Origin of the sequence: Streptomyces sp. NPDC057253 (assembly GCF_042669125.1) — a bacterium.
GTDB lineage: Bacteria > Actinomycetota > Actinomycetes > Streptomycetales > Streptomycetaceae > Streptomyces.
Window position 1 is genome coordinate 49,519 of record NZ_JBHUXV010000041.1, and the last position, 25,280, is coordinate 74,798.

Genomic DNA, 25,280 nt, shown 5'->3' on the forward strand with positions numbered 1-25,280 from the left:
CCCCTTACAGCTTCATCAGGCTGGCGTCGTCGACCGAGGCCGAGTGGCGGGAACGGAACAGCGACACGATGATCGCGAGCCCGACCACGACCTCCGCGGCGGCGACGACCATCGTGAAGAAGGCGATGATCTGGCCGTCGAGATTGCCGTGCATCCGGGAAAAGGCGACGAACGCGAGGTTGCAGGCGTTGAGCATGAGCTCGATGCACATGAAGACGACGATCGCGTTGCGCCTGATCAGGACGCCGGTGGCGCCGATCGTGAACAACAGGGCGGCGAGGTAGAGGTAGTTGACCGGGTTCACTTCGACGCCTCCCTCTTGAAGGTGGCCGGTTCGATCTCGGTCCGCTCCAGGCGTTCCTCCGCGCGCTGCTCCAGCGCCTTGAGGTCGTTGATCGCCTCGGCCGACACGTCACGGATCTGACCGCGGTCGCGCAGCGTCTTGCTGACCGTGAGCTCGGAGGGGGTGCCGTCGGGCAGCAGGCCCGCGATGTCCACCGCGTTGTGCCGGGCGTAGACGCCGGGGGCGGGCAGCGGCGGGACGTGCTTGCCCTCGCGCACCCGCTGCTCGGCCAGCTCCCGCTGGGTCTTGGCGCGCTCGGTGCGCTCTCGGTGGGTGAGCACCATGGCGCCGACGGCGGCCGTGATCAGCAGGGCGCCGGTGATCTCGAAGGCGAAGACGTACTTGGTGAAGATGAGGGTCGCCAGTCCCTCCACATTGCCACCGGAGTTGGCCTGGGTGAGGCCGTTGAACTGGTGCAGGGAGGCATTGCCGATGCCGGCGAACAGCAGGATGCCGAAGCCGAGTCCGCACACCAGGGCCAGCCAGCGCTGCCCCTTGATGGTCTCCTTCAGGGAGTCCGCCGCGGTCACGCCGACGAGCATGACCACGAACAGGAACAGCATCATGATCGCGCCGGTGTAGACGACGATCTGCACGACGCCGAGGAAGTAGGCGCCGTTGGCGAGGTAGAACACCGCCAGGATGATCATGGTGCCGGCGAGACAGAGCGCGCTGTGCACGGCCTTCTTCATGAAGACGGTGCACAGGGCACCGATCACGGCCACGGTGCCGAGGACCCAGAACTGGAAGGCCTCGCCGGTGGAGGTGGTGGAGGCGGCGAGCTGGAGGGGTGCGGTCATCGCCCGATCACCTTCTCCGAGGCCGGTTCGTCCTCACCGAAGGTGGAGTCGGCCTCCTGGACCACCTCGCCCTTGGAGGCGGCGACCTGGGGGACGGTGCCGGGCGCGGCCTCCGTGACCAGGCCGCGGTAGTAGTCCTGCTCGTCCATGCCCGGGTAGATGGCGTGGGGCGAGTCGACCATGCCCTCTTCGAGACCGGCGAGCAGCTGCTCCTTGGTGTAGATGAGGTTGGCGCGGCTGGAGTCGGCCAGCTCGAACTCGTTGGTCATCGTCAGCGCGCGCGTGGGGCACGCCTCGATGCACAGTCCGCACAGGATGCAGCGGGCGTAGTTGATCTGGTAGACGCGGCCGTACCGCTCGCCCGGGGAGTAGCGCTCCTCGTCGGTGTTGTCGGCGCCCTCCACATAGATGGCGTCGGCGGGGCAGGCCCAGGCGCACAGCTCGCAGCCGACGCACTTCTCCAGGCCGTCCGGATGGCGGTTGAGCTGGTGCCGTCCGTGGAACCGCGGAGCGGTGGTCTTCTGCTGCTCCGGGTACTGCTCGGTCAGCCGCTTCTTGAACATGGCCTTGAAGGTCACGCCGAAGCCGGCTACGGGATTCATGAAACCGGGCTTGGTCTCCTTCGGCTCCTCAGCCATCGGACGCCTCCTTTCCATCCGTAGATCCGCCGTCACTCTGAGTATCGGACCCACCACTGACAATCAGCTCCCGCTCCCGGCGGGGGCGGCGCCTGGGCACCGGCGGCGCCTCCTGTCCGGGCAGCGGCGGTACGGGGAATCCGCCGGCCATCGGGTCGAAGCCGACCGGCTCCGCGGCGGCTCCGGCGGCCGCCTTCGACTTCTCGCGGAACATGTCGGCGACGAAGGAGAGCAGCAGCAGGACCAGGACCGCGCCGCCGACGTAGAGGGCGATGTCGGCGAAGTCGTAGTTCTCGTTGCGCAGGGTGCGCACGGTCGCGACGAGCATCAGCCAGACCACGGAGACCGGGATGAGGACCTTCCAGCCGAGCTTCATCAGCTGGTCGTAGCGGACGCGGGGGAGCGTGCCGCGCAGCCAGATGAAGAAGAACAGCAGCAGCTGCACCTTGATGACGAACCAGAGCAGCGGCCACCAGCCGTGGTTGGCGCCCTCCCAGAAGGTGCTGATGGGCCAGGGCGCCCGCCAGCCGCCGAGGAAGAGCGTGGTCGTCACGGCCGAGACCGTCACCATGTTCACGTACTCGGCGAGCATGAACATCGCGAACTTGATCGAGGAGTACTCGGTGTTGAAGCCGCCGACCAGGTCGCCCTCGGACTCCGGCATGTCGAAGGGGGCGCGGTTGGTCTCGCCGACCATGGTGATGACGTAGATGATGAAGGAGACCGGCAGCAGGATGATGTACCAGCGGTCCTGCTGGGCCTCGACGATCGCCGAGGTCGACATCGACCCGGAGTAGAGGAACACCGAGGCGAAGGCGGCGCCCATGGCGATCTCGTAGGAGATCATCTGGGCGCAGGAGCGCAGACCGCCGAGGAGCGGGTACGTCGATCCGGAGCTCCAGCCCGCGAGCACGATGCCGTAGATGCCGACCGAGGCGACCGCGAGGATGTAGAGCATCGCGATCGGCAGGTCGGTGAGCTGCATCGCGGTGCGGTGGCCGAAAATCGAGATCTCGTTGCCGGACGGGCCGAAGGGGATCACCGCGATCGCCATGAAGGCCGGGATGGCCGCGACGATCGGCGCGAGGACGTAGACGACCTTGTCGGCGCGCTTGACGATGACGTCTTCCTTCAGCATCAGCTTGATGCCGTCGGCGAGCGACTGGAGCATGCCCCAGGGGCCGTGCCGGTTGGGGCCGATGCGCAGCTGCATCCAGGCGACGACCTTGCGCTCCCACACGATGGAGAACAGCACGGTCACCATCAGGAACGCGAAGCAGAAGACGGCCTTGACGACGACGAGCCACCAGGGGTCGGTGCCGAACATCGAGAGGTCTTCCGCGGCGACGTAAGGACCGGTGTACGGGCTCATGCCTCCACCTCCTTGGGGGCGTCGGCGGCGAGGCCGGCCGGGCCGATGCGGACGAGGGAGCCGGGCCGTACGCCGGCGTCGGAGGCGACACCGCCGCCGGTCGAGTTCAGCGGGAGCCAGACCACGCGGTCGGGCATCTCGGTGACCTGGAGCGGCAGTTCGACGACTCCGGCGGGTCCGGTCACGGCGAGCAGGTCGCCCTCCTTGACGCCCGCCTCGGCGGCCGTCGCGGCCGACACCCGCGCGTGGGCCGCGTGCCGGGTCCCGGCGAGCGCCTCGTCGCCCTGCTGGAGGAGTCCCTGGTCGAGCAGCAGCCGGTGCCCGGCCAGGACGGCCTCACCGGCGGCCGGACGCGGCAACTGGGCCGCCGTCTCCAGGGGTTCGGTGCCGCGCGGGCCGTCCCACGGGCCGAGCCGGTCGATCTCCGCGCGCGTGGTGCGCAGATCCGGCAGGCCCAGGTGGACGTCCATGGCGTCGGCCAGCATCTGCAGCACGCGCGCGTCGGTCGGCGCGAGGCGGCGGGTCATCTGGTCGGGCTTGAGCGCGGCCTCGAAGAAGCGGACCCTGCCTTCCCAGTTGAGGAAGGTGCCGGCCTTCTCGGCGACCGCGGCCACCGGCAGGACGACGTCCGCGTGCTCGGTGACCTCGCTGGGCCGCAGTTCCAGCGACACCACGAACCCGACCTCCTGGAGCGCCTCACGCGCGCGTGCCGGGTCGGGCAGGTCGGCGATCTCGACGCCGGCGACGACGAGGGCCTGGAGTTCGCCGGACACCGCGGCCTCGACGATCTGCCCGGTGTCGCGTCCATAGCGGTGCGGGAGTTCGGCCACGCCCCAGACCGAGGCGACCTCCTCCCGCGCGCGCGGGTCGGTGGCCGGGCGCCCGCCCGGCAGCAGCGAGGGCAGCGCGCCCGCCTCGACGGCACCGCGCTCTCCGGCCCGCCGCGGGATCCACACCAGCTGGGCGCCGGTGGCGGAGGCGGCCCGTACGGCGGCGGTCAGTCCGCCCTCCACGGCGGCCAGGCGTTCACCGACGACGATCACCGCACCCTCGGTGCGCAGCGCCTCGGCGGCCCGGCTGCCGCCCTCCTCCAGGCCGACCCCGCCCGCGAGCGCGTCCAGCCACTCGGTCTCGGTGCCGGGAGCGGCGGGCAGCAGGGTGCCGCCGGCCTTCTCCAGGCCGCGGGTGGCGTGGGTGGCGAGCGAGAAGACCTTCTGGCCGTGCTTGCGCCAGGCCTTGCGCAGCCTCAGGAAGACGCCGGGCGCCTCCTCCTCGGCCTCGAACCCGACCAGCAGGACCGCCGGGGCCTTCTCCAGCGCGGAGTACGTGACGCCCGTACCGTCGAGGTCTCGGCCGCGGCCGGCGATCCGCGCGGCCAGGAAGTCGGCCTCCTCGCTGCTGTGCACGCGCGCGCGGAAGTCGATGTCGTTGGTGTCGAGCGCCACGCGCGCGAACTTGCTGTACGCGTAGGCGTCCTCGATGGTGAGGCGGCCGCCGGTGAGGACTCCGGTCCGGCCGCGCGAGGCGAGCAGGCCCTGGGCCGCGATCTGGAGCGCCTCCGGCCAGGAGGCCGGCACCAGTTCACCCTCCGGGTTGCGGATCAGCGGGTGCTCCAGCCGGTCGCGCTGCTGCGCGTACCGGAACGCGAAGCGCCCCTTGTCGCAGATCCACTCCTCGTTGACCTCGGGGTCGTTGGCCGCGAGCCTGCGCATGACCTTGCCGCGCCGGTGGTCGGTGCGGGTGGCGCAGCCGCCGGAGCAGTGCTCGCAGACGGAGGGGGAGGAGACGAGGTCGAAGGGGCGGGAGCGGAATCGGTACGCCGCCGAGGTGAGCGCGCCGACCGGGCAGATCTGGATGGTGTTGCCGGAGAAGTACGACTCGAAGGGGTCGCCCTCGCCGGTGCCGACCTGCTGGAGCGCGCCCCGCTCGATCAGTTCGATCATGGGGTCGCCCGCGATCTGGTTGGAGAAGCGGGTGCAGCGGGCGCACAGCACGCACCGCTCGCGGTCGAGCAGCACCTGGGTGGAGATGGGGACGGGCTTCTCGTAGGTCCGCTTCTTGCCCTCGAACCGCGACTCGGCCTGGCCGTGGGACATCGCCTGGTTCTGCAGGGGGCACTCGCCGCCCTTGTCGCAGACCGGGCAGTCCAGCGGGTGGTTGATGAGGAGGAGCTCCATCACACCGTGCTGGGCCTTCTCCGCGACCGGCGAGGTCAGGTGGGTCTTCACCACCATCCCGTCGGTGCAGGTGATGGTGCAGGAGGCCATCGGCTTGCGCTGGCCCTCGACCTCGACGATGCACTGGCGGCAGGCGCCGGCCGGGTCGAGGAGGGGGTGGTCGCAGAACCGGGGGATCTCGATGCCGAGCTGTTCGGCGGCCCGGATGACCAGGGTGCCCTTGGGCACGCTGATCTCGGCGCCGTCGATCGTCAGCGAGACGAGGTCTTCCGGCGGGACCGCCGCCTCTCCCCCTCCCGAGGGAGCGTTGGTGGTCACAGTCATGCGTTCACCTCCGTGCGGTCGGCCCAGGCCGTCGACTTGGCCGGGTCGAAGGGGCAGCCGCGGCCCGTGATGTGCTGCTCGTACTCCTCGCGGAAGTACTTGAGCGAGGAGAAGATCGGCGAGGCGGCGCCGTCGCCGAGGGCGCAGAACGACTTGCCGTTGATGTTGTCGGCGATGTCGTTGAGCTTGTCGAGGTCGGACATGACGCCCTTGCCGGCCTCGATGTCGCGCAGCAACTGCACGAGCCAGTACGTCCCTTCACGGCAGGGGGTGCACTTGCCGCAGGACTCGTGGGCGTAGAACTCGGTCCAGCGGGTGACGGCACGGACCACGCAGGTCGTCTCGTCGAAGCACTGGAGGGCCTTGGTGCCGAGCATCGAGCCGGCGGCGCCGACGCCCTCGTAGTCGAGGGGGACGTCGAGGTGCTCGTCGGTGAACATCGGCGTGGAGGAGCCGCCCGGCGTCCAGAACTTCAGCCGGTGCCCGGGCCGCATTCCGCCGCTCATCTCGAGCAGCTGGCGGAGCGTGATGCCGAGCGGGGCCTCGAACTGGCCGGGACTGGCGACATGGCCGCTGAGCGAGTAGAGCGTGAAGCCCGGGGACTTCTCGCTGCCCATCGACCTGAACCAGTCTTTCCCCCTTTGGAGGATCGCGGGAACCGACGCGATCGACTCCACGTTATTTACAACAGTCGGGCAGGCGTAGAGGCCCGCGACCGCAGGGAAAGGGGGACGGAGCCGCGGTTGACCACGGCGGCCTTCGAGCGAGTCGAGCAGTGCGGTCTCCTCACCGCAGATGTACGCGCCCGCGCCCGCGTGCACAGTGATGTCGAGATCGAGGCCGCTGCCCAGGATGTTCCGTCCGAGGTAGCCGGCCGCGTAGGCCTCGCTCACGGCCGAGTGCAACCGCCGCAGCACGGGGACGACTTCACCCCGCAGATAGATGAAGGCATGCGAAGACCTGATGGCATAACACGCGATGATCATGCCCTCGATGAGGCTGTGCGGGTTCGCGAACAGGAGCGGGATGTCCTTGCAGGTCCCCGGCTCCGATTCGTCGGCGTTGACAACCAGATAGTGCGGCTTGCCGTCTCCCTGCGGAATGAACTGCCACTTCATCCCGGTGGGGAATCCGGCGCCGCCGCGACCGCGCAGACCGGAGTCCTTGACGTACGCGATCAGGTCGTCCGGTGACATCGCGAGCGCCTTGCGGAGCCCCTCGTACCCCTCGTGCCTCTTGTAGACGTCCAGCGTCCAGGACTCGTCCTCGTCCCAGAAGGCCGACAGCACGGGTGCGAGCAGCTTCTCGGGGCTGTTGTTCTTGAGTTCGGGTGCCAAGGTCATCACTCCCCCTCCTCGGCGGCGGGCCCGGCCGGGTGGGCCGGGTCGGAGGCCGACGTGTCCTGTGGCGCGTCGTGTGAGCTCAGGTGCTCCGACGGGGACGGCTCGTGGACGTCCCTTTCCTGCGACCGACCGTCCCGGTCCTGCGACCGACCGTCCCTGTCCTCAGGGGCGCCCTCGCGCGGATGGACCACGCGCGCGGGTCCGGCCTCTCCCCTGGCGAGGCGGAGACCGACCAGCGACGCGGGTCCCGCTCCGCCGGTCGCCTCCACGGCCCCGGGCCGCTCGTCGGGGAAGCCGGCGAGGATCCGCGCGGTCTCCTTGAAGGTGCACAGCGGCGCCCCGCGCGTGGGCTCGACGGGGCGTCCCGCGCGCAGGTCGTCGACCATGCGCTTCGCGCTCGCCGGGGTCTGGTTGTCGAAGAACTCCCAGTTGACCATCACCACCGGCGCGAAGTCGCAGGCCGCGTTGCACTCGATGTGCTCCAGGGTGACCTTGCCGTCGTCGGTGGTCTCGCCGTTGCCGACGCCCAGGTGCTCCTGGAGCTCCTGGAAGATCGCGTCGCCGCCCATCACCGCGCACAGGGTGTTGGTGCAGACACCCACCTGGTAGTCGCCCGAGGGCCTGCGCCGGTACATGGTGTAGAAGGTGGCGACCGCGGTGACCTCGGCCGTGGTCAGCTCCAGGACGTCCGCGCAGAACTGCATCCCGGTACGCGTGACATGGCCCTCCTCCGACTGCACGAGGTGCAGCAGCGGCAGCAGGGCCGAGCGGGAGTCCGGGTAGCGGGCGATGATCTCGCGCGCGTCCGCCTCCAGACGGGCTCGGACGTCGTCCGGGTAAGCGGGTGCGGGCAGTTCGGGCATGCCCAGGCTGACGCCCCGCTCGGAAGAACTGGTGGTCACCGGTCGACGCCTCCCATCACGGGGTCGATGGACGCGACGGCGACGATGACGTCGGCGACCTGGCCGCCCTCGCACATCGCCGCCATGGCCTGAAGGTTGGTGAAGGACGGGTCGCGGAAGTGGACCCGGAAGGGGCGGGTGCCGCCGTCGGACACGGCGTGCACCCCGAGTTCGCCCTTGGGCGACTCGACCGCCGCGTACGCCTGTCCCGGCGGGACGCGGAAGCCCTCGGTGACCAGCTTGAAGTGGTGGATCAGGGCCTCCATGGAGGTGCCCATGATCTTCTTGATGTGGTCGAGGGAGTTGCCGAGCCCGTCGGGGCCGAGCGCGAGCTGGGCGGGCCAGGCGATCTTCTTGTCGGCGACCATGACCGGTCCCGGCTGGAGCCGGTCCAGGCACTGCTCGACGATCCTGAGCGACTGGCGCATCTCCTCCAGGCGGATCAGGAAGCGGCCGTAGGAGTCGCAGGTGTCGGCGGTCGGGATGTCGAAGTCGTAGGTCTCGTAGCCGCTGTAGGGCTGGGCCTTGCGCAGGTCGTGCGGCAGGCCGGTGGAGCGCAGGATGGGGCCGGTGGCGCCGAGGGCCATGCAGCCGGCGAGGTCCAGGTAGCCGACGTCCTGCATCCGGGCCTTGAAGATGGGGTTCCCGGTGGCGAGCTTGTCGTACTCGGGGAGGTTCTTCTTCATCTTCTTCACGAACTCGCGGATGTGGTCCACCGCGCCGGGCGGCAGGTCCTGCGCGAGTCCGCCGGGGCGGATGTACGCGTGGTTCATCCTCAGGCCCGTGATGAGCTCGTAGATGTCGAGAATCATTTCACGATCACGGAATCCGTAGATCATGATCGTGGTCGCGCCGAGTTCCATGCCGCCGGTGGCGATGCACACCAGGTGCGAGGAGAGCCGGTTCAGCTCCATCAGGAGCACCCGGATGATCTTGGCGCGCTCGGTGATCTGGTCCTCGATGCCGAGGAGCTTCTCGACGGCGAGGCAGTAGGCGGTCTCGTTGAAGAAGGACGTCAGGTAGTCCATGCGCGTCACGAACGTGGTGCCCTGCGTCCACGTGCGGAACTCGAGGTTCTTCTCGATGCCGGTGTGCAGATAGCCGATGCCGCAGCGGGCCTCGGTGACCGTCTCGCCGTCGATCTCCAGGATCAGGCGGAGCACCCCGTGGGTGGAGGGGTGCTGCGGGCCCATGTTGAGGACGATGCGCTCGTCGTCGGCGCGGGCGGCGGCCTGGACGATCTCGTCCCAGTCGCCGCCGGTGACCGTGTAGACGGTGCCCTCGGTGGTCTCACGAGGAGAGGCGTGGGAAGTGCTCACGAGTACGACCTCCGCTGGTCCGGAGCCGGGATCTGGGCGCCCTTGTACTCGACGGGGATGCCGCCGAGGGGGTAGTCCTTGCGCTGCGGGTGGCCCTGCCAGTCGTCCGGCATCATGATCCGCGTCAGGGCCGGGTGACCGTCGAAGACGATCCCGAAGAAGTCGTAGGTCTCGCGCTCGTGCCAGTCGTTGGTCGGATACACCGAGACCAGGGACGGGATGTGCGGGTCGGCGTCCGGGGCGCTGACCTCCAGGCGGATCAGCCGGTTGTGGGTGATCGAGCGCAGGTGGTAGACGGCGTGCAGCTCGCGGCCCTTGTCGTGGAGGTAGTGGACCCCGCTGACGCCGGTGCAGAGCTCGAAGCGCAGGGCCGGGTCGTCGCGCAGGGTCTGCGCCACGCGCAGCAGGTGCTCGCGCTCGATGTGGAAGGTGAGCTCGCCGCGGTCGACGACCGTCTTCTCGATGGCGTTGTCCGGGAGGAGTCCCTGTTCCTCCAGGGCGCCCTCCAGTTCGTCGGCGACCTCGTCGAACCAGCCGCCGTAGGGGCGGGCCGCCGCCCCGGGGAGCCTGATCGAGCGGACCAGGCCGCCGTAGCCGGAGGTGTCGCCGCCCTTGTCGGCGCCGAACATGCCGCGCTGGACGCGGATCTCCTCGCCGCCGTCGCCGCGCTGGCCGGGGAGGTTGGAGGCGCCGAGGTCCTTCTCGGGGTTCACCCCGTTCGCGTCGCTCACCGCAGCAGCCCCTTCATCTCGATCGTGGGCAGGGCCTTGAGCGCCGCCTCCTCCGCCTCGCGGGCCGCCTCCTCGGCGTTCACGCCGAGCTTGGAGGACTGGATCTTCTGGTGGAGCTTGAGGATCGCGTCCATCAGCATCTCGGGCCGTGGCGGGCAGCCGGGCAGATAGATGTCGACCGGCACGATGTGGTCGACGCCCTGCACGATCGCGTAGTTGTTGAACATGCCGCCCGAGGAGGCGCAGACCCCCATGGAGATGACCCACTTGGGGTTCGGCATCTGGTCGTAGACCTGCCGGAGCACCGGCGCCATCTTCTGGCTGACCCGGCCGGCGACGATCATGAGGTCAGCCTGGCGGGGTGAGCCGCGGAAGACCTCCATGCCGAAGCGGGCCAGGTCGTAGCGTCCGGCGCCGGTGGTCATCATCTCGATGGCGCAGCAGGCCAGGCCGAAGGTGGCCGGGAAGACGGACGCCTTGCGCACCCAGCCCGCGGCCTGCTCGACGGTGGTCAGCAGGAAGCCGCTCGGCAGCTTTTCTTCGAGTCCCATGAGTTAAAGGCCCCTCAGTCCCATTCCAGGCCGCCGCGCCGCCATACGTACGCGTACGCGACGAAGACGGTGAGCACGAAGAGCAGCATCTCCACGAGCCCGAAAACACCCAGGGCGTCGAAGGTGACGGCCCAGGGGTAGAGGAAGACGATCTCGATGTCGAAGACGATGAAGAGCATCGCCGTCAGGTAGTACTTGATGGGGAAGCGCCCGCCGCCGGCCGGCGTGGGGGTCGGCTCGATGCCGCACTCGTAGGCCTCGAGCTTGGCGCGGTTGTACCGCTTCGGACCGATCAGCGTGGCCATGACCACGGAGAAGATCGCAAAGCCTGCCCCGAGGGCTCCCAGTACGAGGATGGGCGCATAAGCGTTCACCGCTCCTCGCTCCTCTCAGTCGGCACTGACTGCTGGCGATGGCATCGGACTCACACCCGACTCATACGTCCCTGTGACCTCCGCCGTCCCGACGAAGATCGCGAACATGTGAAGCAGGTCACAAGCCCAACTGACCCGCATCCTATGCCCGCCGGTCTGTGATCTGCGACACGGGGTATTGCACAAGCTTTGTGATCTCCACCACCTGACGAAGGATCATGACAACGGATCAGCGGTGATCTTCATACGAGAAGCGCCCGAGTGATCACCAGAGGTGACATTTTCGCTAGTCGACGCAGGTAAGAAGAGGCGTCTCAATATCAAGAGAGTTCCGGTGCATGCAAATTGGCGCTGGACATAAGCGCTTGGTAGAGGGCCGCGTTCACACATCAGGGGGAGGCGCGAGGACGGATGTGGACGCGTGCGCACATTCACGAGCGGTGGCCGTCTCCGGACGCAGCCCCCGTCGTAACCGTTGCGTGACCTCCGCCACATCCATGAGAGGCGCCTGAGAAGAGGGCTTGGCCAACGGCCTCAACCGATGGTAGATGCGGGTCAATTCGGGCGTAACAGCGAAAGCCCATGATCACAGGCTTGATCGCGTGCGTCCGCAATGTCCGTTACGGCGTCAATAAAGAGCCACACGCCATGAATTCGGGCCGCCGATTGAACAACTGTGGCGCACCCCACGTTTCTTGAAGGTATGGAGGAGCCCCTGATACCAGTTGGTCTCATGTCCCACACCGCTCACATACGCAGCCACCGGAAACCCCGCCGCAGCGCGACGACTTCGATCGCCGTGCGTGCCGGAGTCGCCGGTGGCGTGCTCAGCATGGCAGCGGCGGGCGCGTCGGCCACGGCGTTCGCCGCCGAGTCGACGACGCAGACCCTCGAACTGCCCACCCTCTCGGCCGACCTGGGCAGCCAGGTCGCCGAGTCCGCGGACGCGATGCAGCAGGCGGCCGCGAACTACCAGCTTCAGGCCGAGCGTGACGCGGCCGCCGCCAGCGCCGCCAAGCAGGCCAAGGCGGACCTCGCGGAGGCCAAGAAGAAGGCGGAGGCCAAGAAGAAGGCCGAGGAGGCCCGCAGGGCCGCCGCCGAGGAGGCCGCCTCCCGCAGCTCCGAGCGGGCCACCCTGTCCGCCTCGGCGAGCGCGAGCGTCTCCACGAGCTCGTCCACGGCGACCGGTTCGGCCGCGGCGGTCATCGCCTTCATGAAGGCGCAGATCGGTGACGCGTACGTTCTCGGCGGCACCGGCCCCAACTCCTGGGACTGCTCCGGCATCGTCCGGGCCGCGTTCAGCCAGGTCGGCGTCGACCTGCCGCGCGTCTCGCAGGACCAGTCGACGGCCGGCACCCAGGTCTCGCTGAGCAACCTCCAGCCGGGCGACATCCTGTACTGGGGCAGTGCGGGCAGCGCGTACCACGTGGCGGTGTACGTCGGCGACGGCATGTTCGTCGGCGCCCAGAACCCCTCGACCGGTGTGGCCGAGAAGCCGCTGTCCTACGACCCGCCGACCGGCGCGGTGCGGGTGCTCTGACTCCGCAACAGCTTGGCAGGGCCGCAGCCGCTCGGGGGCTGCGGCCCTTCCGCTGTCCTGACTCTCCCGTCCAGGGTTGGATGTGCATCCGCGGTGCACACCCGCACCGCCCCCACAGGACAGGAGACATCACCGTGCCCAGTGTGTTCGTACAAGGCAGGCCCACCGACTCGTATCCCCGGCTCGCGCCCGAGGCCCGGCGCGGCAAGGTCCGGCGCGTCACCGAGGTCGGCGAGGAGATCCTGCACAAGCCGTGCCGGGACGTGACCGAGTTCGGGCCCGATCTCGCCGCGCTGATCGACGACATGTTCCTGACGATGTACGTCGCGGACGGGGCCGGACTCGCGGCCAACCAAGTCGACGTGGACCTGCGGCTGTTCGTGTACGACTGCCCGGACGACGACGGTGTCCGACATGTCGGACACATCGTCAACCCGGTCCTCGACCCGCTCGACCCGGCCGGGCGCAGGCTGCTCGACGACGGTGAGGGGTGCCTGTCGGTGCCGGGCGCCGTGATGGACGTACCGCGTCCGGACCGGGCCGTGGTGCGCGGGTTCGACAAGGACGGCGAGCCGCTCGTGATCGAGGGGACCGGGTACTTCGCGCGGTGCCTGGCGCACGAGACCGACCATGTGAACGGGCACGTGTATATCGACCGGCTGTCGAAGCGGGACCGCAAGGAGGCGCTGCGGCAGGTGGCGGACCGGCGCGACGAGGTGTTCGCCCGCCGGGCCGCCAACGTCGAGGCACTGAAGGGCGCTCAGGGCACCCTCCAGGCCTGAGGGGCACCGTCAGCGCCTGAGGGAGCGGACCAGCGCCCACACCGAGATCGTGATGAGGATGACGAAGAGCGGTAACGCGACCCCTGCGTCCATGCCTCCACGATGCCCCCGGCGCGGGGCGCGCGTCACGCCTTCGGCGCCACCTTGCTCAGCCCGTTGATGATCCGGTCCATCGCGTCGCCGCCCGTGGGGTCGGTGAGGTTGGCGAGCATCTTCAGGGTGAACTTCATGAGCACGGGGTGGGTCAGCCCGCGCTGGGCCGCGATCTTCATGACCTTCGGGTTGCCGATGAGCTTCACGAAGGCGCGGCCCAGCGTGTAGTAGCCGCCATAGGTGTCCTTCAGGACGCGCGGGTAGCGCTGAAGGGCCATCTCGCGGCCCGCGGGCGTGGACCGGGCGTGGGCCTGGACGATGACGTCGGCGGCGATCTGGCCGGACTCCATGGCGTAGGCGATGCCCTCGCCGTTGAAGGGGTTCACCAGACCGCCGGCGTCACCGACGAGCAACAGGCCGCGGGTGTAGTGCGGCTGGCGGTTGAAGGCCATGGGGAGCGCGGCACCGCGGATCGGCCCGGTCATGTTCTCCGGGGTGTAGCCCCAGTCCTCCGGCATGGAGGCGCACCAGGCCTTCAGCACCTCGCGCCAGTCGAGCTCCTTGAAGGAGTCGGAGGTGTTCAGGACGCCGAGGCCGACGTTGGACGTGCCGTCGCCCATGCCGAAGATCCAGCCGTAGCCGGGCAGCAGCCGGTCCTCGCCGGGCCCGCGCCGGTCCCACAGCTCCAGCCAGGACTCCAGGTAGTCGTCCTCGTGGCGGGGGCTCTCGAAGTACGTCCGTACGGCGACGCCCATCGGGCGGTCCTCGCGGCGGTGCAGGCCCATCGCGAGGGAGAGCCGGGTGGAGTTGCCGTCGGCGGCGACCACCAGGGGCGCGTGGAAGGTGACTTCGCGCTTGTCCTCGCCGAGCTTCGCGTGCACGCCGGTGATCCGGCCGGTGCGCTCGTCGGTGATGGGGGCGCCGACGTTGCAGCGCTCGTACAGCCGAGCCCCGGCCTTCTGGGCCTGGCGGGCGAGCTGCTCGTCGAAGTCGTCGCGCTTGCGGACGAGGCCGTAGTCGGGGAAGGAGGCGAGATCCGGCCAGTCCAGCTGGAGGCGCACCCCGCCGCCGATGATCCGCAGGCCCTTGTTGCGCAGCCAGCCGGCCTCCTCGGAGACGTCGATGCCCATGGCGACGAGCTGCTTGACGGCACGCGGGGTCAGGCCGTCGCCGCAGACCTTCTCGCGCGGGAACTCGGTCTTCTCCAGCAGGAGTACGTCGAGTCCGGCCTTGGCGAGGTGGTACGCGGTGGTGGAGCCGGCCGGCCCCGCGCCGACGACGATGACATCGGCGGTGTTCTCGGACAGGGGCTCGGTCACGGCGGGATCTCCCCAAGTTCGAAATCTGCGTGCCGACCGGCACTGGACATGGGCAGTCTATTCAGCAGAATTGATCACCCGGCTGAAGGGCTGCCCCAGTGAACCGAGCTCTGCCCGTAGTACGGCTTCGTGTCCCCACCGACGAGGACGCCGTCGCCTGGCACCGGGTCTTCGACGACCCGGACGTGATGGAGTTCCACGGCGGGAAGTCGGCGGAGCTGTCCGTCTACGAGGAGCTCACCGCGCGCCAGCGCCGGCACGACGCCGAGCTCGGGTTCTGCCTGTGGACGATGGTCGACGAGGGCGGCCGGGTCATCGGCTTCACGGGTGCCCAGCCGTGGCCGCGGGAGTGGGGGCCGACCGGTGAGATCGAGATCGGCTGGCGGCTCGGGCGGGAGTACTGGGGCAGGGGGTACGCGACCGTGGCCGCGCGGATGACACTGGAGCGGCTCCGGGCGGCGGGGGTCACCAACGTGGTGGCGATGGTCAGACCCGGCAACGAACGGTCGATCGCGGTCACCAAGCGTCTCGGCATGGACCTCGCGGAGAGGTATCCGCACCCGCAGCTCCCGGAGGAGGCCCTCTGCTTCCGGCTCGCCCTCCGGAACGGTCACGCAGGGTAGCCGTCTGCTACAGAAAGAAACCCGGCACTTCCGGCTGCCGCCGGGCCGGAGTTACCCTGCCAGTACCTGGGGGTGACATCTGTGCGCATAACACCCAAAACACCCGAAGTGCGCGTACCGCGTCTGGTCGGACTCATGGCAGTGGACGCGCGTGAGACGGCCCAGGCGCAGGGCCTGCTGATCAATGCGCCGGACCGCAAGGACTTCCATCTGGCCGTCGTCGACTATGTCGTACGCCAGTACCCGCAGCCCGGTGCCGAGGTGCCGCGGGAGTCGATGGTGTACGTCTGGTTCGACCTCGGTCCCGGAGAGGGCGGCGGAGGCATCCGCGAGCCCCGCGTCCCGAGGCCCCCGAGCGGCGGCCTCCAACGCGAACTGGACGAACCGGGCGACCCGTATGTGGTCCGGTGCGTGACGGGACTGTGAGCCGCGCACCGGTGCGCCGAACCTTCTTGAGGCCGCACCGGAGCGCCGAGCCCTCTTCAGGCCCCACGCCGGTGCGCCGACATCGGCTGACGCCGCGCACCGGAGCGCCGAGGCTTCATGAGGCCGCGCCGGAGCGCCGAGCCCTCTTCAGGCCCCGCGCCGGTGCACCGAGCCCTCTTGAAACCCCGCGCCGGACCACCGAAACCCGCCGACGCCGCGCACTGGCGCGCCGAGCCCTCTTCAGACCCCGCGCCGGTGCACCCAGCCCTGCTGAAACCCCGCGCCCGACCACCAAAACCCGCCGACGCCGCGCAGCGAGCCGCTCAGCTTTCCTTGACGCCCCGGTGCAGGGCCACGATGCCGCCCGTGAGGTTGCGCCAGGCCACCTTGGACCAGCCGGCCTTCTGGAGGCGTTCCGCGAGGGCCGGCTGGTCGGGCCAGGCGCGGATGGACTCGGCGAGGTAGACGTAGGCGTCGGGGTTGGAGGAGACCGCGCGGGCCACCGGCGGCAGGGCCCGCATCAGGTACTCGGTGTAGACCGTGCGGAAGGGCGCCCAGGTGGGGTGCGAGAACTCGCAGATCACGACCCGGCCGCCGGGCCTGGTCACCCGGTACATCTCGCGCAGGGCGGCATCGGTGTCCTGGACGTTGCGCAGCCCGAAGGAGATGGTGACGGCGTCGAAGGTGTCGTCCTTGAAGGGCAGCCTCGTCGCGTCGCCGGCGGTGAGCGGCAGCCACGGGTGGTTCTTCTTGCCGACCCGGAGCATGCCGAGGGAGAAGTCGCAGGGCACGACGTACGCGCCCGTCCGCGCGAAGGGCAGCGAGGAGGTGGCCGTGCCCGCCGCCAGGTCCAGGACCTTCTGCGCGGGACGGGCATCCACCGCCTTGGCGACCTCCTTGCGCCACGCCCGGTCCTGGCCGAGCGAGAGCACGTCGTTGGTCAGGTCGTACCGTTCCGCCACGTCGTCGAACATCGAGGCGACTTCGTGCGGCTGCTTGTTCAGGGAGGCGCGGGTCACGGCCCCATTCTTGCAGCCCGCCCTCCCGGAAGGAGCTGCGGCTTCCTCTTCCCGGCCACGTCCTCCACCCATCCGCACACCAGGACGAACACCGCGATCAGCACCCACCCGACGCCGAACATGAACCACTGGCTCTCCAGCGGCAGCCACTTCTCGAAGGCGGGCACGTCCCAGAACCGGTCGATCAGCGGCACGGCGAGGATCAGCGCGATCTCGTGCCACAGGTAGATCGTCACCGCGCGGGAGTTGAAGACGGTGACGATCCGGTCGGTCCGCCGGAACCGGGTCAGCCAGGCGAAGTCGATCCCGAAGTACGACTTGGCCCACATCAGCAGCAGCACGTACCCGGCGGACCAGAAGGCCTGGGCGAGGGGGATGTCGTCGAGGTCGTACGACCCCGTCTCGGCCTGGTGGGTGAAGGCGTACCAGCCGCCGAAGCCGATCGCGGCGAGCGAGAGCACCACGACGGCGAACGGCTTCAGCCGCTCCAGAACCCCGTCGCGGTGGGCGAAGCCGAGGATCCAGCAGAACAGGAAGGTCGCGAGGTCGGTCAGGGCGCTGCCGAGACGGTCGTCCGGCGGCTCCCAGAGGGAGTGGAGGACCACGATCGGGGCGAGGGACAGCAGCAGGACCGGCACCGGGGCCAGTCGGAACACCCTCAGCAGCAGCGGGGAGAGCAGCACGAACCACAGGTAGGTCCGCAGATACCAGAGGATCTCCCAGGCCTGCTCGCCCCACGCGTTGCCCGGCGGATCGCCGAGCGGTACCACCCAGAACACGATCTGCCAGCCCGGCATCCAGTCGTGGACCAGCATCGCAAGGACGACGAAGACGCCCCAGAACCAGAACGGCGGCAGGAGACGGCGCAGACGGCTCCTGATCACCTTCGGCGCCGGGCGTTCCAGGGACTTCGCCATGAGCGTCCCGGCGAGGCCGAACATGATCCCCATGGAGGGGAAGACCATGCCCGCCCAGGCCCACCCGAAGGTGTGATAGGTGACGACCCGGATCAGGGCGACGGCCCGCAGGGTGTCGAAGTACCGGTCGCGGCCGGGGGGCCGAGGCGGAGGCTTCTCCTCCTCCGCCTCGGCGTCGGCGGGGGCCGCGGTAACCGGTGGCTCCGGTTCCGGCTCCACCACCGGCATCGGCGCCGTCGCCTCCGGCACGCCGTATCCGTACTCCCCATACTGCTGCGGACGGGGCTGCTGCGCATACTCCGAGTACCCGTGGTCCTGGCCGTACCCGTATCCGTACCCGTCGCCGTACCCCTGGCCGTACCCGTAGCCCTGCTGCTCCCAGCTCATCTCAGCCCACCCCCGCCGGGGTGCCGACCTCGCCGGTCCGCTTCAGCTTCTGCCAGCGCAGCCGGCCGCCGGTGAGGGCGGTGATGCAGGAGTGGATGAGGACGAGGTACATCATCTGCCGGTAGGCCAGCTGCTGGAGCGGCATCATCAGCAGATAGCGGTACTTCTCCTTGTCGAGCCGGAAGGCGTACGCCGCGCAGACCAGTTGGATGCCCAGCACCGCCAGCCACGCGTACAGCGCCGCCCGGAAGTCGACGAAGATCATCGAGTACGCGGTGAACACGTCGATCAGCGGGGCGAAGACCGGCGTGACGATCTGGAAGATCGCCACCAGTGGCATCCCGACCCGGCCGAAGCGTCCCGAGGGCCCCTTGTCGGTGAGGGACTTCCGGTGCTTCCACAGCGCCTGCATGGTGCCGTACGACCACCGGTAGCGCTGCGACCACAGCTGCTTGAGGGAGCCGGGCGCCTCGGTCCACGCGCGGGCGTGCTCCTGGTAGACGACCCGCCAGCCCGCGCGGTGCATCGCGATGGTGATGTCGGTGTCCTCGGCGAGGGTGTCCTCGCTCATCCCGCCGACCTGGAGCACCGCCTCGCGCCGGAACGCGCCGATCGCGCCCGGGATCGTCGGCATGCAGCGCAGCAGGTCGTACATCCGGCGGTCGAGGTTGAAGCCCATCACGTACTCGATGTGCTGCCAGGCCCCGATGACGGTGTTCCGGTTGCCCACCTTGGCATTGCCGGCGACCGCGCCGACCTCCTCGTTCGCGAAGGGCTGCACCAGCTGCCGTACGGTGTCCGGCTCGAAGACGGTGTCGCCGTCCATCATCACGACGATGTCGTGACTGGCGCTGCGGACGCCGTTGTTGAGGGCGGCCGGCTTGCCCGCGTTCTCCTGGCGGATGACCCGCACGTTCGTCATGCCCAGCCGGTGGGCGGCCTCGCGGGCGATCTCGGAGGTGCCGTCCGTCGAGCCGTCGTCGACCACGATCACCTCGATCGGATGGGTGCTCCTCGCCAGCGACTCCAGGGTGTTGGCGATGCACTCCTTCTCGTTGTACGCCGGGACGATCACGCTCACCGGGCGGGTGACCGTGGGTCCCCAGCTGAAGCGGCGCTTGTTGCGCTGTCTGTAGTGGCGGCGGGCGAGGATCAGCATCATCCCGAACCGGCCCATGACGGCCACGCCCACCACGGCGAGCCCGACGGAGAGGGTGGGCACCGTGTACTCGGCGACGGCGACGGCCGCGACGAGTGCCTTGCCCTCGTAGAGGGTGGTGCCGGTGGCCTCGCGATGGGCGGCCTGAAGGCGGGCGGCCCCGTCGCCGTTCTGGTTCCCGCCCGGGAACTGCGCACCCGCGTTCTGCGCAGCCGCGTTCTGCGCCTCGACGACCCCGCTGATGGTGGTGAAGGTGTAGCCCTTCGCCCGCATCTTCTCGATGTACTTCGGCAGCGCCTCGATGGTCTGCTCGCGGTCACCGCCTGCGTCGTGCATCAGCACGGAGGCGCCCGAGGTCCCGGACGGCGTGGCCCACTGGACGATCTTCGAGACGCCCGGCTTCTTCCAGTCGTCGCTGTCGGTGTCGACGAAGACGCTGGTATAGCCCTCCTCGCCGAGCTTCTCGTAGACCGGCCAGCTGTAGTTGTCGATCGCGTCCGTCTCCGAGGAGTACGGCGCCCGGAACAGCGTGGTGGTGATGCCGGCCGCACCCGCGAGGGCGAGCTGGGTCTGGGTCATCTCGCGCCGGATGCGGGCGTCGCTCTGGTAGGAGAGATCGACGTGGGTGAAGGTGTGGATGCCCACCTCATTGCCCTGGTCGACCATGTCCTTCACGATCCCCGGGTAGCGCGAGACCATCGAGCCGACCACGAAGAAGGTGGCCGGGACGTCGTACTTCTCCAGGATCTTCAGGACCTGGGGCGTGTACGTCGGGTTCGGGCCGTCGTCGAAGGTGAGCGCGATCGTCTTGGCCGGTACGGAGGTCGTGGTGGCCTGACCGCCCCGGAAGCTGATGATCGGCCCGCCGTTGATGATCTTGTCGGGGACCTTGCTGGAGCTGGCACCTTCGCGCACCCGCTCGTCGCCGCCGACCTCGGCGCGCAGATAGCCGTCGAGCAGCATCACGCTGGTCAGGCCGAGCAGGAGCAGCAGGGCGAGGATGACCCGCGGTTTCTGCAACGCCGCGGCCTTGCCCGCCGCCCGCTCCATGCGGGTGGGGGCACGCCGGCGGCCGCGGGAGGGCGTCGTCGTGGTCATGTGGTGGGCCGTTCGGGTCAGTTGGAGGCCGCGGAGGCGGTCGGGGCGGCGGTCGCGGTCGGGGCCGCGCTCGGCGGAGCACCCGTGGCCGTGCCGGCGGGCGGGGTACCGGTGGGCAGCGCGGGCGGGGTGCCGATGCCGCCCTGCGGCTGGATGCCGCCGGGGCCGGAGTTCGTGGAACCGCGCGGTCCGCCGCCCGCGAAGGGCAGCAGCGAGGTGCTGGAGACGCCGATGCCCATGAAGGCGAGGCCCAGCACGACGGCGTACCCGAGGGACAGGGCGCCGAGGAGAAGGCCGATCCGGCGCAGCAGCTTGGAGCGGCGTCCGGAGTTGTCAACGAACACGGGACCCTCGGCGGACCCGTTACTACCGCGTTTGCGGCGGCGACCGCGCGCGTCGGCGCGATTTTCGGTGGCAGGCTCGGATTGCATTCCCCAGACATTAGGAAGCCTTTATGTGTCCACCTTTGGCGTTCTTGTGGGGTGCATATGAGAAACCTCTTATGCTGTCCGTTTCCTGAGAGGTTCCCAGAAACCCTGCGCGGCTCTCCGTGAGGTGAACGGGCCCGAATGTCGGCCTTGCGCGCCCGATTCGCCCACTACCACCCACCTGGTCTGTGAGGTCGCTGTTCAAAGACTGTCCTCATGAACCTCAGGGGGGTGTGAGACATTCGCCCTCCAGAAATCGCCGTCACGAGAGCGGGTGCATGCGAATGCGGGGTTTGCTGAGGCCGGCCGCCGGGCTCACTTGTCTGATCGCCCTGGCCACCGCGGGGTGTTCCGCCGAGGCCGGGTCCGCGCCGGAGGCGACGCGCACGCCGACCCCGCAGGCGTCGTCGGCCGGCACCTCGTACGTCCCTTCGTACGCGCCCTACGTCAGCGCGACCGAGGCGTCCGACAACGACACCGCGGGGTCGCCGTCCGTGTACAACCTCGCGTTCGTGATCGCCGACGGGAGCGACTGCACGCCGTCCTGGAACGGCACGAACGCCGTCGGCGACTCCTCGGTCGCGTCCCGGATCAGCGCGCTGAAGGAGGACGGCGCCGAGGTGCGGGTCTCCTTCGGCGGGGCGTCCGGGAAGGAGCTGGCCGAAACGTGCTCCAGCGCCGCGAAGTTGGCGGCGGCGTACGGCTCCGCCCTGGACGCGGCCGGCTCCTCGCTCGCCGACTTCGACATCGAGGGGGACGCGCTGACGGACTCCGACTCGGTGGATCTGCGATCTCAGGCGATCGCGTTGCTCCAGAAGGAACGGTCCGATCTCGCCGTCTCGTTCACGCTTCCGGTGATGCCGTCGGGGCTCGACGCCGACAGCGTGGCGCTGCTGGAGTCGGCCAACGACAACTCCGTTCAGGTGTCGACCGTCAACATCATGACGATGAACTACGGGGAGTCGTACGGCGGGGACATGGGGGATTATGCGATCACTTCGGCGACGGCCGCGCAGGCGCAGTTGAAGGAGGTGTTCGGTACGTCCGACTCCACTGCGTGGCGGGCCCTTGCTCTCACCTCGATGATCGGGACGAATGATGTGGACGGGGAGACGTTCACGTTGTCCGATGCGGCGCAGGTCAGGGCTTTTGCCGTGTCCAAGGAGGTGGGGTGGGTTTCGATGTGGGCTGCGTTTCGGGATCAGCAGTGCCAGGGCGACGATGACGCGTTGACCAATTGCAGTGGGGTTTCTCAGGCCGCAGGGGCGTTTGGGGAGGCGTTGAGCGGTTGAGTTTCGGGTGCCGCTGCGTTGTGGCTGGTCGCGCAGTTCCCCGCGCCCCTAAAAGACGTCACCTGCGCCTGTGCAGCAGGCGGCCCCTGATCACCGTGGCCACGCATTCCGTCGCGTCGAAGATCGCAAAGGTCGCGTCCGCGCCTGGGATCAACTCAAGCCGTACCGCTTCCGCCGCCCCGTCCTGAATCGTCAGGCCCGATCTGTGGACCGCGTCGATCACTGGCGCGCGGTGCAGTGGGCCCGCCACCGCCACCGTGCCCTGTGCCAGCAGCCGCTGTACGCCCCGCCGTGCGCTCGCGCCCCATCTCGCGTCGGTCATGTCGAGGGCTGCCAGGGCCTCGCCCGTGAGGGGCTCGTTGCCCAAGTTCTCGCGTGGGTCCGGGTGGTAGGAGTGCTCCAGGAGGTCCGGGCCGTGCGGGTTCAGCAGGCCCGGGCGGAGGACTCCGGGCCAGCGGCGGACCCTTGCCGTCGGATGGGCGGCCAGCAGGTCGTCGTACGGCTCCATCGCCGCGATCCGCCGTCCCTCGACCAGGACCGCGCCGCCGGGCAGCGCAGGACTCTCGCCGCCCGGGGACAGGACGTCGGCGGTGTGGATCGTCAGCAAGGCGGGCCTAGTTGGAGGCGAGGATCTTCAGCTCGGGGTGGGCGGTGCCGCCCTCGATGGCCGTGGAGGAGATGTGGGACATCACGCGGGCGTCCACCGGGTCGTTCGCCGGGTCGTCGTGGACCACGAGGTGTTCGTACGTCGTGGAGCGCTGGGCCGGGACACGGCCCGCGGTGCGGATCATGTCGATCATTTCCTGGAGGTTGGAGCGGTGCTTGGCACCGGCCGCCGAGACGACGTTCTCCTCCAGCATGACCGAGCCGAGGTCGTCCGCGCCGTAGTGCAGCGTCAGCTGGCCCGCGTCCTGACCGGTGGTGAGCCAGGAACCCTGGATGTGGGCGATGTTGTCCATGAAGAGCCGGGAGATCGCGATCATCCGCAGGTACTCGAAGATCGTGGCCTGGGTGCGGCCCTTCAGGTGGTTGTTCATCGGCTGGTAGAGGTACGGGATGAAGGCGCGGAAGCCGCCCGTGCGGTCCTGGACGTCCCGGATCATCCGCAGGTGCTCGATGCGCTCGGCGTTGGTCTCGCCGGTGCCCATCAGCATGGTGGAGGTGGACTCCACGCCCAGCCGGTGCGCGGTCTCCATGATCTCCAGCCAGCGCTCGCCGGACTCCTTGAGCGGGGCGATGGCCTTGCGGGGGCGCTCGGGGAGCAGCTCCGCGCCGGCGCCCGCGAAGGAGTCGAGGCCGGCGGCGTGGATGCGCTGGATCGCCTCCTCGACCGTGACCTTGGAGATCCTGGCCATGTGCTCGACCTCGGAGGCCCCGAGGGAGTGGATGACCAGCTGCGGGAACTCCTTCTTGATGGCCGCGAAGTGCTTCTCGTAGTACTCGACGCCGTAGTCCGGGTGGTGGCCGCCCTGGAACATGATCTGGGTGCCGCCGAGTTCGACGGTCTCGGCGCAGCGGCGCAGGATGTCGTCGAGGTCGCGGGTCCAGCCCTTGTCCTTGGCGGTGGGCGGGGCGTAGAACGCGCAGAACTTGCACGCCGTCACGCAGACGTTCGTGTAGTTGATGTTCCGCTCGATGATGTACGTGGCGATGTGCTCGGTGCCCGCGTACCGCCTGCGGCGCACGGCGTCCGCGGCGGAGCCCAGCGCGTGCAGCGGGGCGTCGCGGTAGAGGTCGAGCGCCTCCTCCGGAGTGATCCGCCCACCCTCGGCGGCACGGTCGAGGACGGCTGCGACATCAAAAGACGTAAGGTCGGCCTTCTCGGTCACCGGGGCGTGCCTTTCGTCAAGGGTTCTCACGGACCAAGCCAGCCTACGCCAGCCCTGTGACAAGCCCGACCTCAGGCCGTGTACGCCCCGATCAGCAGCCCTGCCCACGCCCCCGCGATCAGGAACGGCCCGAACGGGATCGCCGTCTTGCGGCCCGCCTTCCCCACGAGCACCAGGACACCTCCCCACAGCGCTCCGAGCAGGAACCCGGCGAAGGTGCCGAGGAGCACGGTGTCCCAGCCGTACCAGCCGAGGACCGCACCCGCGCCGAGCGCCAGCTTCACATCGCCGAAGCCCATGCCGCCGGGGTTGATCCGCCACAGCAGCCAGTAGCCGGCGCCGAGGGCGAGGGCGCCGAGCAACGCGTTCGTCCAGTTCCCGGTGTGCTCCGGCACCAGCGAGACCAGCCCGAGCAGGGCGAGCGCGGCGGCCGCGAGGGGGAGGGTGAGCGGGTCGGGCAGTCGGCGTACCCGTAGGTCGACCACGGCGAGCAGGACGCCGACGGGGGCGAGCAGCAGCCAGACGGCGAGCTCCGGGCGGGTGCCGGTGGCGGCGGCCAGGGCGGCGCAGACGAGGGCGGTGACGGCGGGGAGGAGGGCGCCGCCGGGGCCGTACGACTGCCGCGGGTCGCAGGTTCGGCAGCGCGCCCTGCCGAGCCAGCCCGGCAGGGGGTGTCCTGCGGGGCAGGCCGTCCGCCAGGGTTCCCCGGACGGGACGGCGAAGCGGTGGGCCGCGCGGGGCAGCAGCGCACCCGTCGCCGCTCCCCACAACACCGCGACGGCGACGAGCAGTTCCGTCACCGTCCTACCTTCGACATCCGGGCCTCGGGATAGCCCTCGGCCTCGCTCTCCGAGGTGTACTTCAGGTCGTCGCCGAGGGGGGTGAGGCGGACCGTGTGGGCGGTGGGGTTGCAGCCGGCGTGGTTGTCCCTGGCGCCGACGGCCGTGGTGACGAGTTCCGTCGCCGTGACCTGCTTCAGCGTGAGGACGTCGGTGCACACGGCCCCGATCGCGTCGGTCTGCACCAGCCGGCCCAGCTCCTGCCCCACGGCCACCTGCTTGACGGTGATCCGGAAGGTCCCCATCGGCAGGCTCCCGCCGAGCCCGCTGCCCTGGCCCTCCCAGGTGCCGAGATAGCGGGCGGGGACCTGGGCCGCCCCGCTCGCCGCCTCGCTCGCCACGTCGCTCGACGACGGGGAGGCCGCGGTGTCCGAGGCTTGGGGCGCGGGCGGTTCGGAGGCGGACGGCAGGGACGTCGGCGCCGACGAGTACGCGTCGCTGCCGGACGGGGAGCTCGCCGAGTCGTTGTCGCCCCGCCCCGGCAGCAGGTCGAACAGGAACACCGAGCCCACGGTCGCCGCGGCCAGCGCCCCCGCGACCGCGAGGGCCACGGTGCAACTCATCCGGCGGCCGCGCCCGTTGTCGCCGGGCGCGGAGGTGGCGGCCACCGAGACGGAGAGCCGGCCGGGTCTCTTGTCGGCGGGCACCACCGTCT

Annotated in this window: 24 protein-coding genes and 1 pseudogene; 5 read left to right on the forward strand and 20 right to left on the reverse strand. The window is 69.5% G+C overall.

Annotated features, from left to right (window positions below; translation table 11 throughout):
- Window positions 1-4 precede the first annotated feature (4 nt).
- The 11 genes from nuoK to ACFULQ_RS22875 are packed head-to-tail and all read right to left on the reverse strand — an operon-like array spanning window position 5 to window position 10,874.
- Window positions 5-304, reverse strand: a complete 300-nt coding sequence (gene nuoK / locus ACFULQ_RS22825) for an NADH-quinone oxidoreductase subunit NuoK (RefSeq protein ID WP_003974374.1) — start codon at window positions 302-304, stop codon at window positions 5-7.
- A complete protein-coding gene (locus ACFULQ_RS22830) occupies window positions 301-1,143 on the reverse strand; it encodes an NADH-quinone oxidoreductase subunit J (protein ID WP_383546671.1) in 843 nt (280 codons plus the stop codon). The genes nuoK and ACFULQ_RS22830 overlap by 4 nt, the downstream gene beginning before the upstream one ends.
- Complete coding sequence (nuoI, locus tag ACFULQ_RS22835; RefSeq protein ID WP_383546673.1) at window positions 1,140-1,781, reverse strand: NADH-quinone oxidoreductase subunit NuoI; 642 nt, start codon at window positions 1,779-1,781, stop codon at window positions 1,140-1,142. The genes ACFULQ_RS22830 and nuoI overlap by 4 nt, the downstream gene beginning before the upstream one ends.
- Complete coding sequence (gene nuoH, locus ACFULQ_RS22840; protein ID WP_383546674.1) at window positions 1,774-3,153, reverse strand: NADH-quinone oxidoreductase subunit NuoH; 1,380 nt, start codon at window positions 3,151-3,153, stop codon at window positions 1,774-1,776. The genes nuoI and nuoH overlap by 8 nt, the downstream gene beginning before the upstream one ends.
- Window positions 3,150-5,654: an NADH-quinone oxidoreductase subunit G gene (locus ACFULQ_RS22845; RefSeq protein ID WP_383546675.1), complete on the reverse strand. Its 2,505-nt coding sequence runs from the start codon at window positions 5,652-5,654 to the stop codon at window positions 3,150-3,152. The genes nuoH and ACFULQ_RS22845 overlap by 4 nt, the downstream gene beginning before the upstream one ends.
- Complete coding sequence (nuoF, locus tag ACFULQ_RS22850; protein WP_383546676.1) at window positions 5,651-6,997, reverse strand: NADH-quinone oxidoreductase subunit NuoF; 1,347 nt, start codon at window positions 6,995-6,997, stop codon at window positions 5,651-5,653. Before nuoF ends, ACFULQ_RS22845 begins: the two co-directional genes overlap by 4 nt.
- A complete protein-coding gene (gene nuoE, locus ACFULQ_RS22855; RefSeq protein ID WP_383546677.1) occupies window positions 6,997-7,899 on the reverse strand; it encodes an NADH-quinone oxidoreductase subunit NuoE in 903 nt (300 codons plus the stop codon). The genes nuoF and nuoE overlap by 1 nt, the downstream gene beginning before the upstream one ends.
- Window positions 7,896-9,218, reverse strand: coding sequence for an NADH-quinone oxidoreductase subunit D (locus ACFULQ_RS22860; RefSeq protein WP_141206437.1), 1,323 nt, complete (start codon window positions 9,216-9,218; stop codon window positions 7,896-7,898). The genes nuoE and ACFULQ_RS22860 overlap by 4 nt, the downstream gene beginning before the upstream one ends.
- Window positions 9,215-9,949 carry an NADH-quinone oxidoreductase subunit C gene (locus ACFULQ_RS22865; RefSeq protein WP_383546679.1) on the reverse strand — a complete coding sequence of 245 codons (735 nt, stop codon included), beginning with the start codon at window positions 9,947-9,949 and terminating at the stop codon, window positions 9,215-9,217. The genes ACFULQ_RS22860 and ACFULQ_RS22865 overlap by 4 nt, the downstream gene beginning before the upstream one ends.
- Complete coding sequence (locus tag ACFULQ_RS22870) at window positions 9,946-10,500, reverse strand: NADH-quinone oxidoreductase subunit B family protein (RefSeq protein ID WP_007383964.1); 555 nt, start codon at window positions 10,498-10,500, stop codon at window positions 9,946-9,948. The genes ACFULQ_RS22865 and ACFULQ_RS22870 overlap by 4 nt, the downstream gene beginning before the upstream one ends.
- 14 nt (window positions 10,501-10,514) lie before the next feature.
- Complete coding sequence (locus ACFULQ_RS22875) at window positions 10,515-10,874, reverse strand: NADH-quinone oxidoreductase subunit A (RefSeq protein WP_007383963.1); 360 nt, start codon at window positions 10,872-10,874, stop codon at window positions 10,515-10,517.
- 733 nt (window positions 10,875-11,607) lie between these two features.
- Between ACFULQ_RS22875 and ACFULQ_RS22880 the strand changes: the two genes are divergently transcribed.
- Together ACFULQ_RS22880 and def are read left to right on the forward strand one after the other, a co-directional pair.
- Window positions 11,608-12,414, forward strand: a complete 807-nt coding sequence (locus ACFULQ_RS22880) for a C40 family peptidase (protein WP_383546680.1) — start codon at window positions 11,608-11,610, stop codon at window positions 12,412-12,414.
- Between the two features lie 134 nt (window positions 12,415-12,548).
- Window positions 12,549-13,196, forward strand: a complete 648-nt coding sequence (gene def, locus ACFULQ_RS22885) for a peptide deformylase (RefSeq protein WP_383546682.1) — start codon at window positions 12,549-12,551, stop codon at window positions 13,194-13,196.
- 125 nt (window positions 13,197-13,321) lie between these two features.
- Here the strand turns inward: def and ACFULQ_RS22890 are convergent, their stop codons facing one another.
- Window positions 13,322-14,608, reverse strand: a complete 1,287-nt coding sequence (locus ACFULQ_RS22890; RefSeq protein WP_030322084.1) for a geranylgeranyl reductase family protein — start codon at window positions 14,606-14,608, stop codon at window positions 13,322-13,324.
- A gap of 98 nt (window positions 14,609-14,706) precedes the next feature.
- Here ACFULQ_RS22890 and ACFULQ_RS22895 point away from each other — a divergent pair, with 98 nt between their 5' ends.
- Together ACFULQ_RS22895 and ACFULQ_RS22900 are read left to right on the forward strand one after the other, a co-directional pair.
- Window positions 14,707-15,231 carry a GNAT family N-acetyltransferase gene (locus tag ACFULQ_RS22895; protein ID WP_383546684.1) on the forward strand — a complete coding sequence of 175 codons (525 nt, stop codon included), beginning with the start codon at window positions 14,707-14,709 and terminating at the stop codon, window positions 15,229-15,231.
- A gap of 108 nt (window positions 15,232-15,339) precedes the next feature.
- Complete coding sequence (locus tag ACFULQ_RS22900; RefSeq protein WP_383546686.1) at window positions 15,340-15,657, forward strand: PASTA domain-containing protein; 318 nt, start codon at window positions 15,340-15,342, stop codon at window positions 15,655-15,657.
- A 323-nt stretch (window positions 15,658-15,980) separates the two neighbouring features.
- Here the strand turns inward: ACFULQ_RS22900 and ACFULQ_RS22905 are convergent, their stop codons facing one another.
- The 4 genes from ACFULQ_RS22905 to ACFULQ_RS22920 are packed head-to-tail and all read right to left on the reverse strand — an operon-like array spanning window position 15,981 to window position 20,581.
- Window positions 15,981-16,676 (reverse strand): demethylmenaquinone methyltransferase, encoded by a 696-nt coding sequence (locus ACFULQ_RS22905; RefSeq protein ID WP_381302106.1) that lies wholly within the window; start codon window positions 16,674-16,676, stop codon window positions 15,981-15,983.
- The gene (locus tag ACFULQ_RS22910) at window positions 16,673-17,980 is read right to left on the reverse strand and encodes an acyltransferase (protein WP_383546687.1); all 1,308 of its coding nucleotides are present in this window, start codon (window positions 17,978-17,980) and stop codon (window positions 16,673-16,675) included. The genes ACFULQ_RS22905 and ACFULQ_RS22910 overlap by 4 nt, the downstream gene beginning before the upstream one ends.
- A 1-nt stretch (window position 17,981) precedes the next feature.
- The gene (locus ACFULQ_RS22915) at window positions 17,982-20,237 is read right to left on the reverse strand and encodes a bifunctional polysaccharide deacetylase/glycosyltransferase family 2 protein (RefSeq protein ID WP_383546688.1); all 2,256 of its coding nucleotides are present in this window, start codon (window positions 20,235-20,237) and stop codon (window positions 17,982-17,984) included.
- A gap of 17 nt (window positions 20,238-20,254) precedes the next feature.
- Window positions 20,255-20,581, reverse strand: coding sequence for a hypothetical protein (locus ACFULQ_RS22920; protein ID WP_383546690.1), 327 nt, complete (start codon window positions 20,579-20,581; stop codon window positions 20,255-20,257).
- Window positions 20,582-20,949: 368 nt separating this feature from the next.
- Between ACFULQ_RS22920 and ACFULQ_RS22925 the strand changes: the two genes are divergently transcribed.
- Window positions 20,950-21,957: a chitinase gene (locus ACFULQ_RS22925; protein WP_383546692.1), complete on the forward strand. Its 1,008-nt coding sequence runs from the start codon at window positions 20,950-20,952 to the stop codon at window positions 21,955-21,957.
- Window positions 21,958-22,015: 58 nt separating this feature from the next.
- Here the strand turns inward: ACFULQ_RS22925 and ACFULQ_RS22930 are convergent, their stop codons facing one another.
- The 4 genes and pseudogenes from ACFULQ_RS22930 to ACFULQ_RS22945 all read right to left on the reverse strand — a co-directional run.
- Window positions 22,016-22,564 carry a hypothetical protein gene (locus tag ACFULQ_RS22930; RefSeq protein WP_383546693.1) on the reverse strand — a complete coding sequence of 183 codons (549 nt, stop codon included), beginning with the start codon at window positions 22,562-22,564 and terminating at the stop codon, window positions 22,016-22,018.
- Window positions 22,565-22,571: 7 nt separating this feature from the next.
- Window positions 22,572-23,786 carry a cyclic dehypoxanthinyl futalosine synthase gene (mqnC, locus tag ACFULQ_RS22935; RefSeq protein ID WP_383546702.1) on the reverse strand — a complete coding sequence of 405 codons (1,215 nt, stop codon included), beginning with the start codon at window positions 23,784-23,786 and terminating at the stop codon, window positions 22,572-22,574.
- A gap of 71 nt (window positions 23,787-23,857) precedes the next feature.
- Window positions 23,858-24,586: a prepilin peptidase gene (locus ACFULQ_RS22940; RefSeq protein WP_383546695.1), complete on the reverse strand. Its 729-nt coding sequence runs from the start codon at window positions 24,584-24,586 to the stop codon at window positions 23,858-23,860.
- A pseudogene (locus ACFULQ_RS22945) lies at window positions 24,583-25,280 on the reverse strand (serine/threonine protein kinase); the annotation flags it as partial. The pseudogene ACFULQ_RS22945 and the gene ACFULQ_RS22940, both read right to left, overlap by 4 nt.

What these genes read in the sequence shown, in the direction of transcription:
- ACFULQ_RS22830 (WP_383546671.1), bottom strand. Translation starts at nt 1,143, where the DNA reads ATGACCGCACCCCTCCAGCTCGCCGCCTCCACCACCTCCACCGGCGAG.
- nuoI (WP_383546673.1), bottom strand. Translation starts at nt 1,781, where the DNA reads ATGGCTGAGGAGCCGAAGGAGACCAAGCCCGGTTTCATGAATCCCGTA.
- nuoH (WP_383546674.1), bottom strand. Translation starts at nt 3,153, where the DNA reads ATGAGCCCGTACACCGGTCCTTACGTCGCCGCGGAAGACCTCTCGATG.
- ACFULQ_RS22845 (WP_383546675.1), bottom strand. Translation starts at nt 5,654, where the DNA reads ATGACTGTGACCACCAACGCTCCCTCGGGAGGGGGAGAGGCGGCGGTC.
- nuoF (WP_383546676.1), bottom strand. Translation starts at nt 6,997, where the DNA reads ATGACCTTGGCACCCGAACTCAAGAACAACAGCCCCGAGAAGCTGCTC.
- ACFULQ_RS22870 (WP_007383964.1), bottom strand. Translation starts at nt 10,500, where the DNA reads ATGGGACTCGAAGAAAAGCTGCCGAGCGGCTTCCTGCTGACCACCGTC.
- ACFULQ_RS22880 (WP_383546680.1), top strand. Translation starts at nt 11,608, where the DNA reads ATGTCCCACACCGCTCACATACGCAGCCACCGGAAACCCCGCCGCAGC.
- ACFULQ_RS22910 (WP_383546687.1), bottom strand. Translation starts at nt 17,980, where the DNA reads ATGAGCTGGGAGCAGCAGGGCTACGGGTACGGCCAGGGGTACGGCGAC.
- ACFULQ_RS22915 (WP_383546688.1), bottom strand. Translation starts at nt 20,237, where the DNA reads ATGACCACGACGACGCCCTCCCGCGGCCGCCGGCGTGCCCCCACCCGC.
- ACFULQ_RS22925 (WP_383546692.1), top strand. Translation starts at nt 20,950, where the DNA reads ATGCGGGGTTTGCTGAGGCCGGCCGCCGGGCTCACTTGTCTGATCGCC.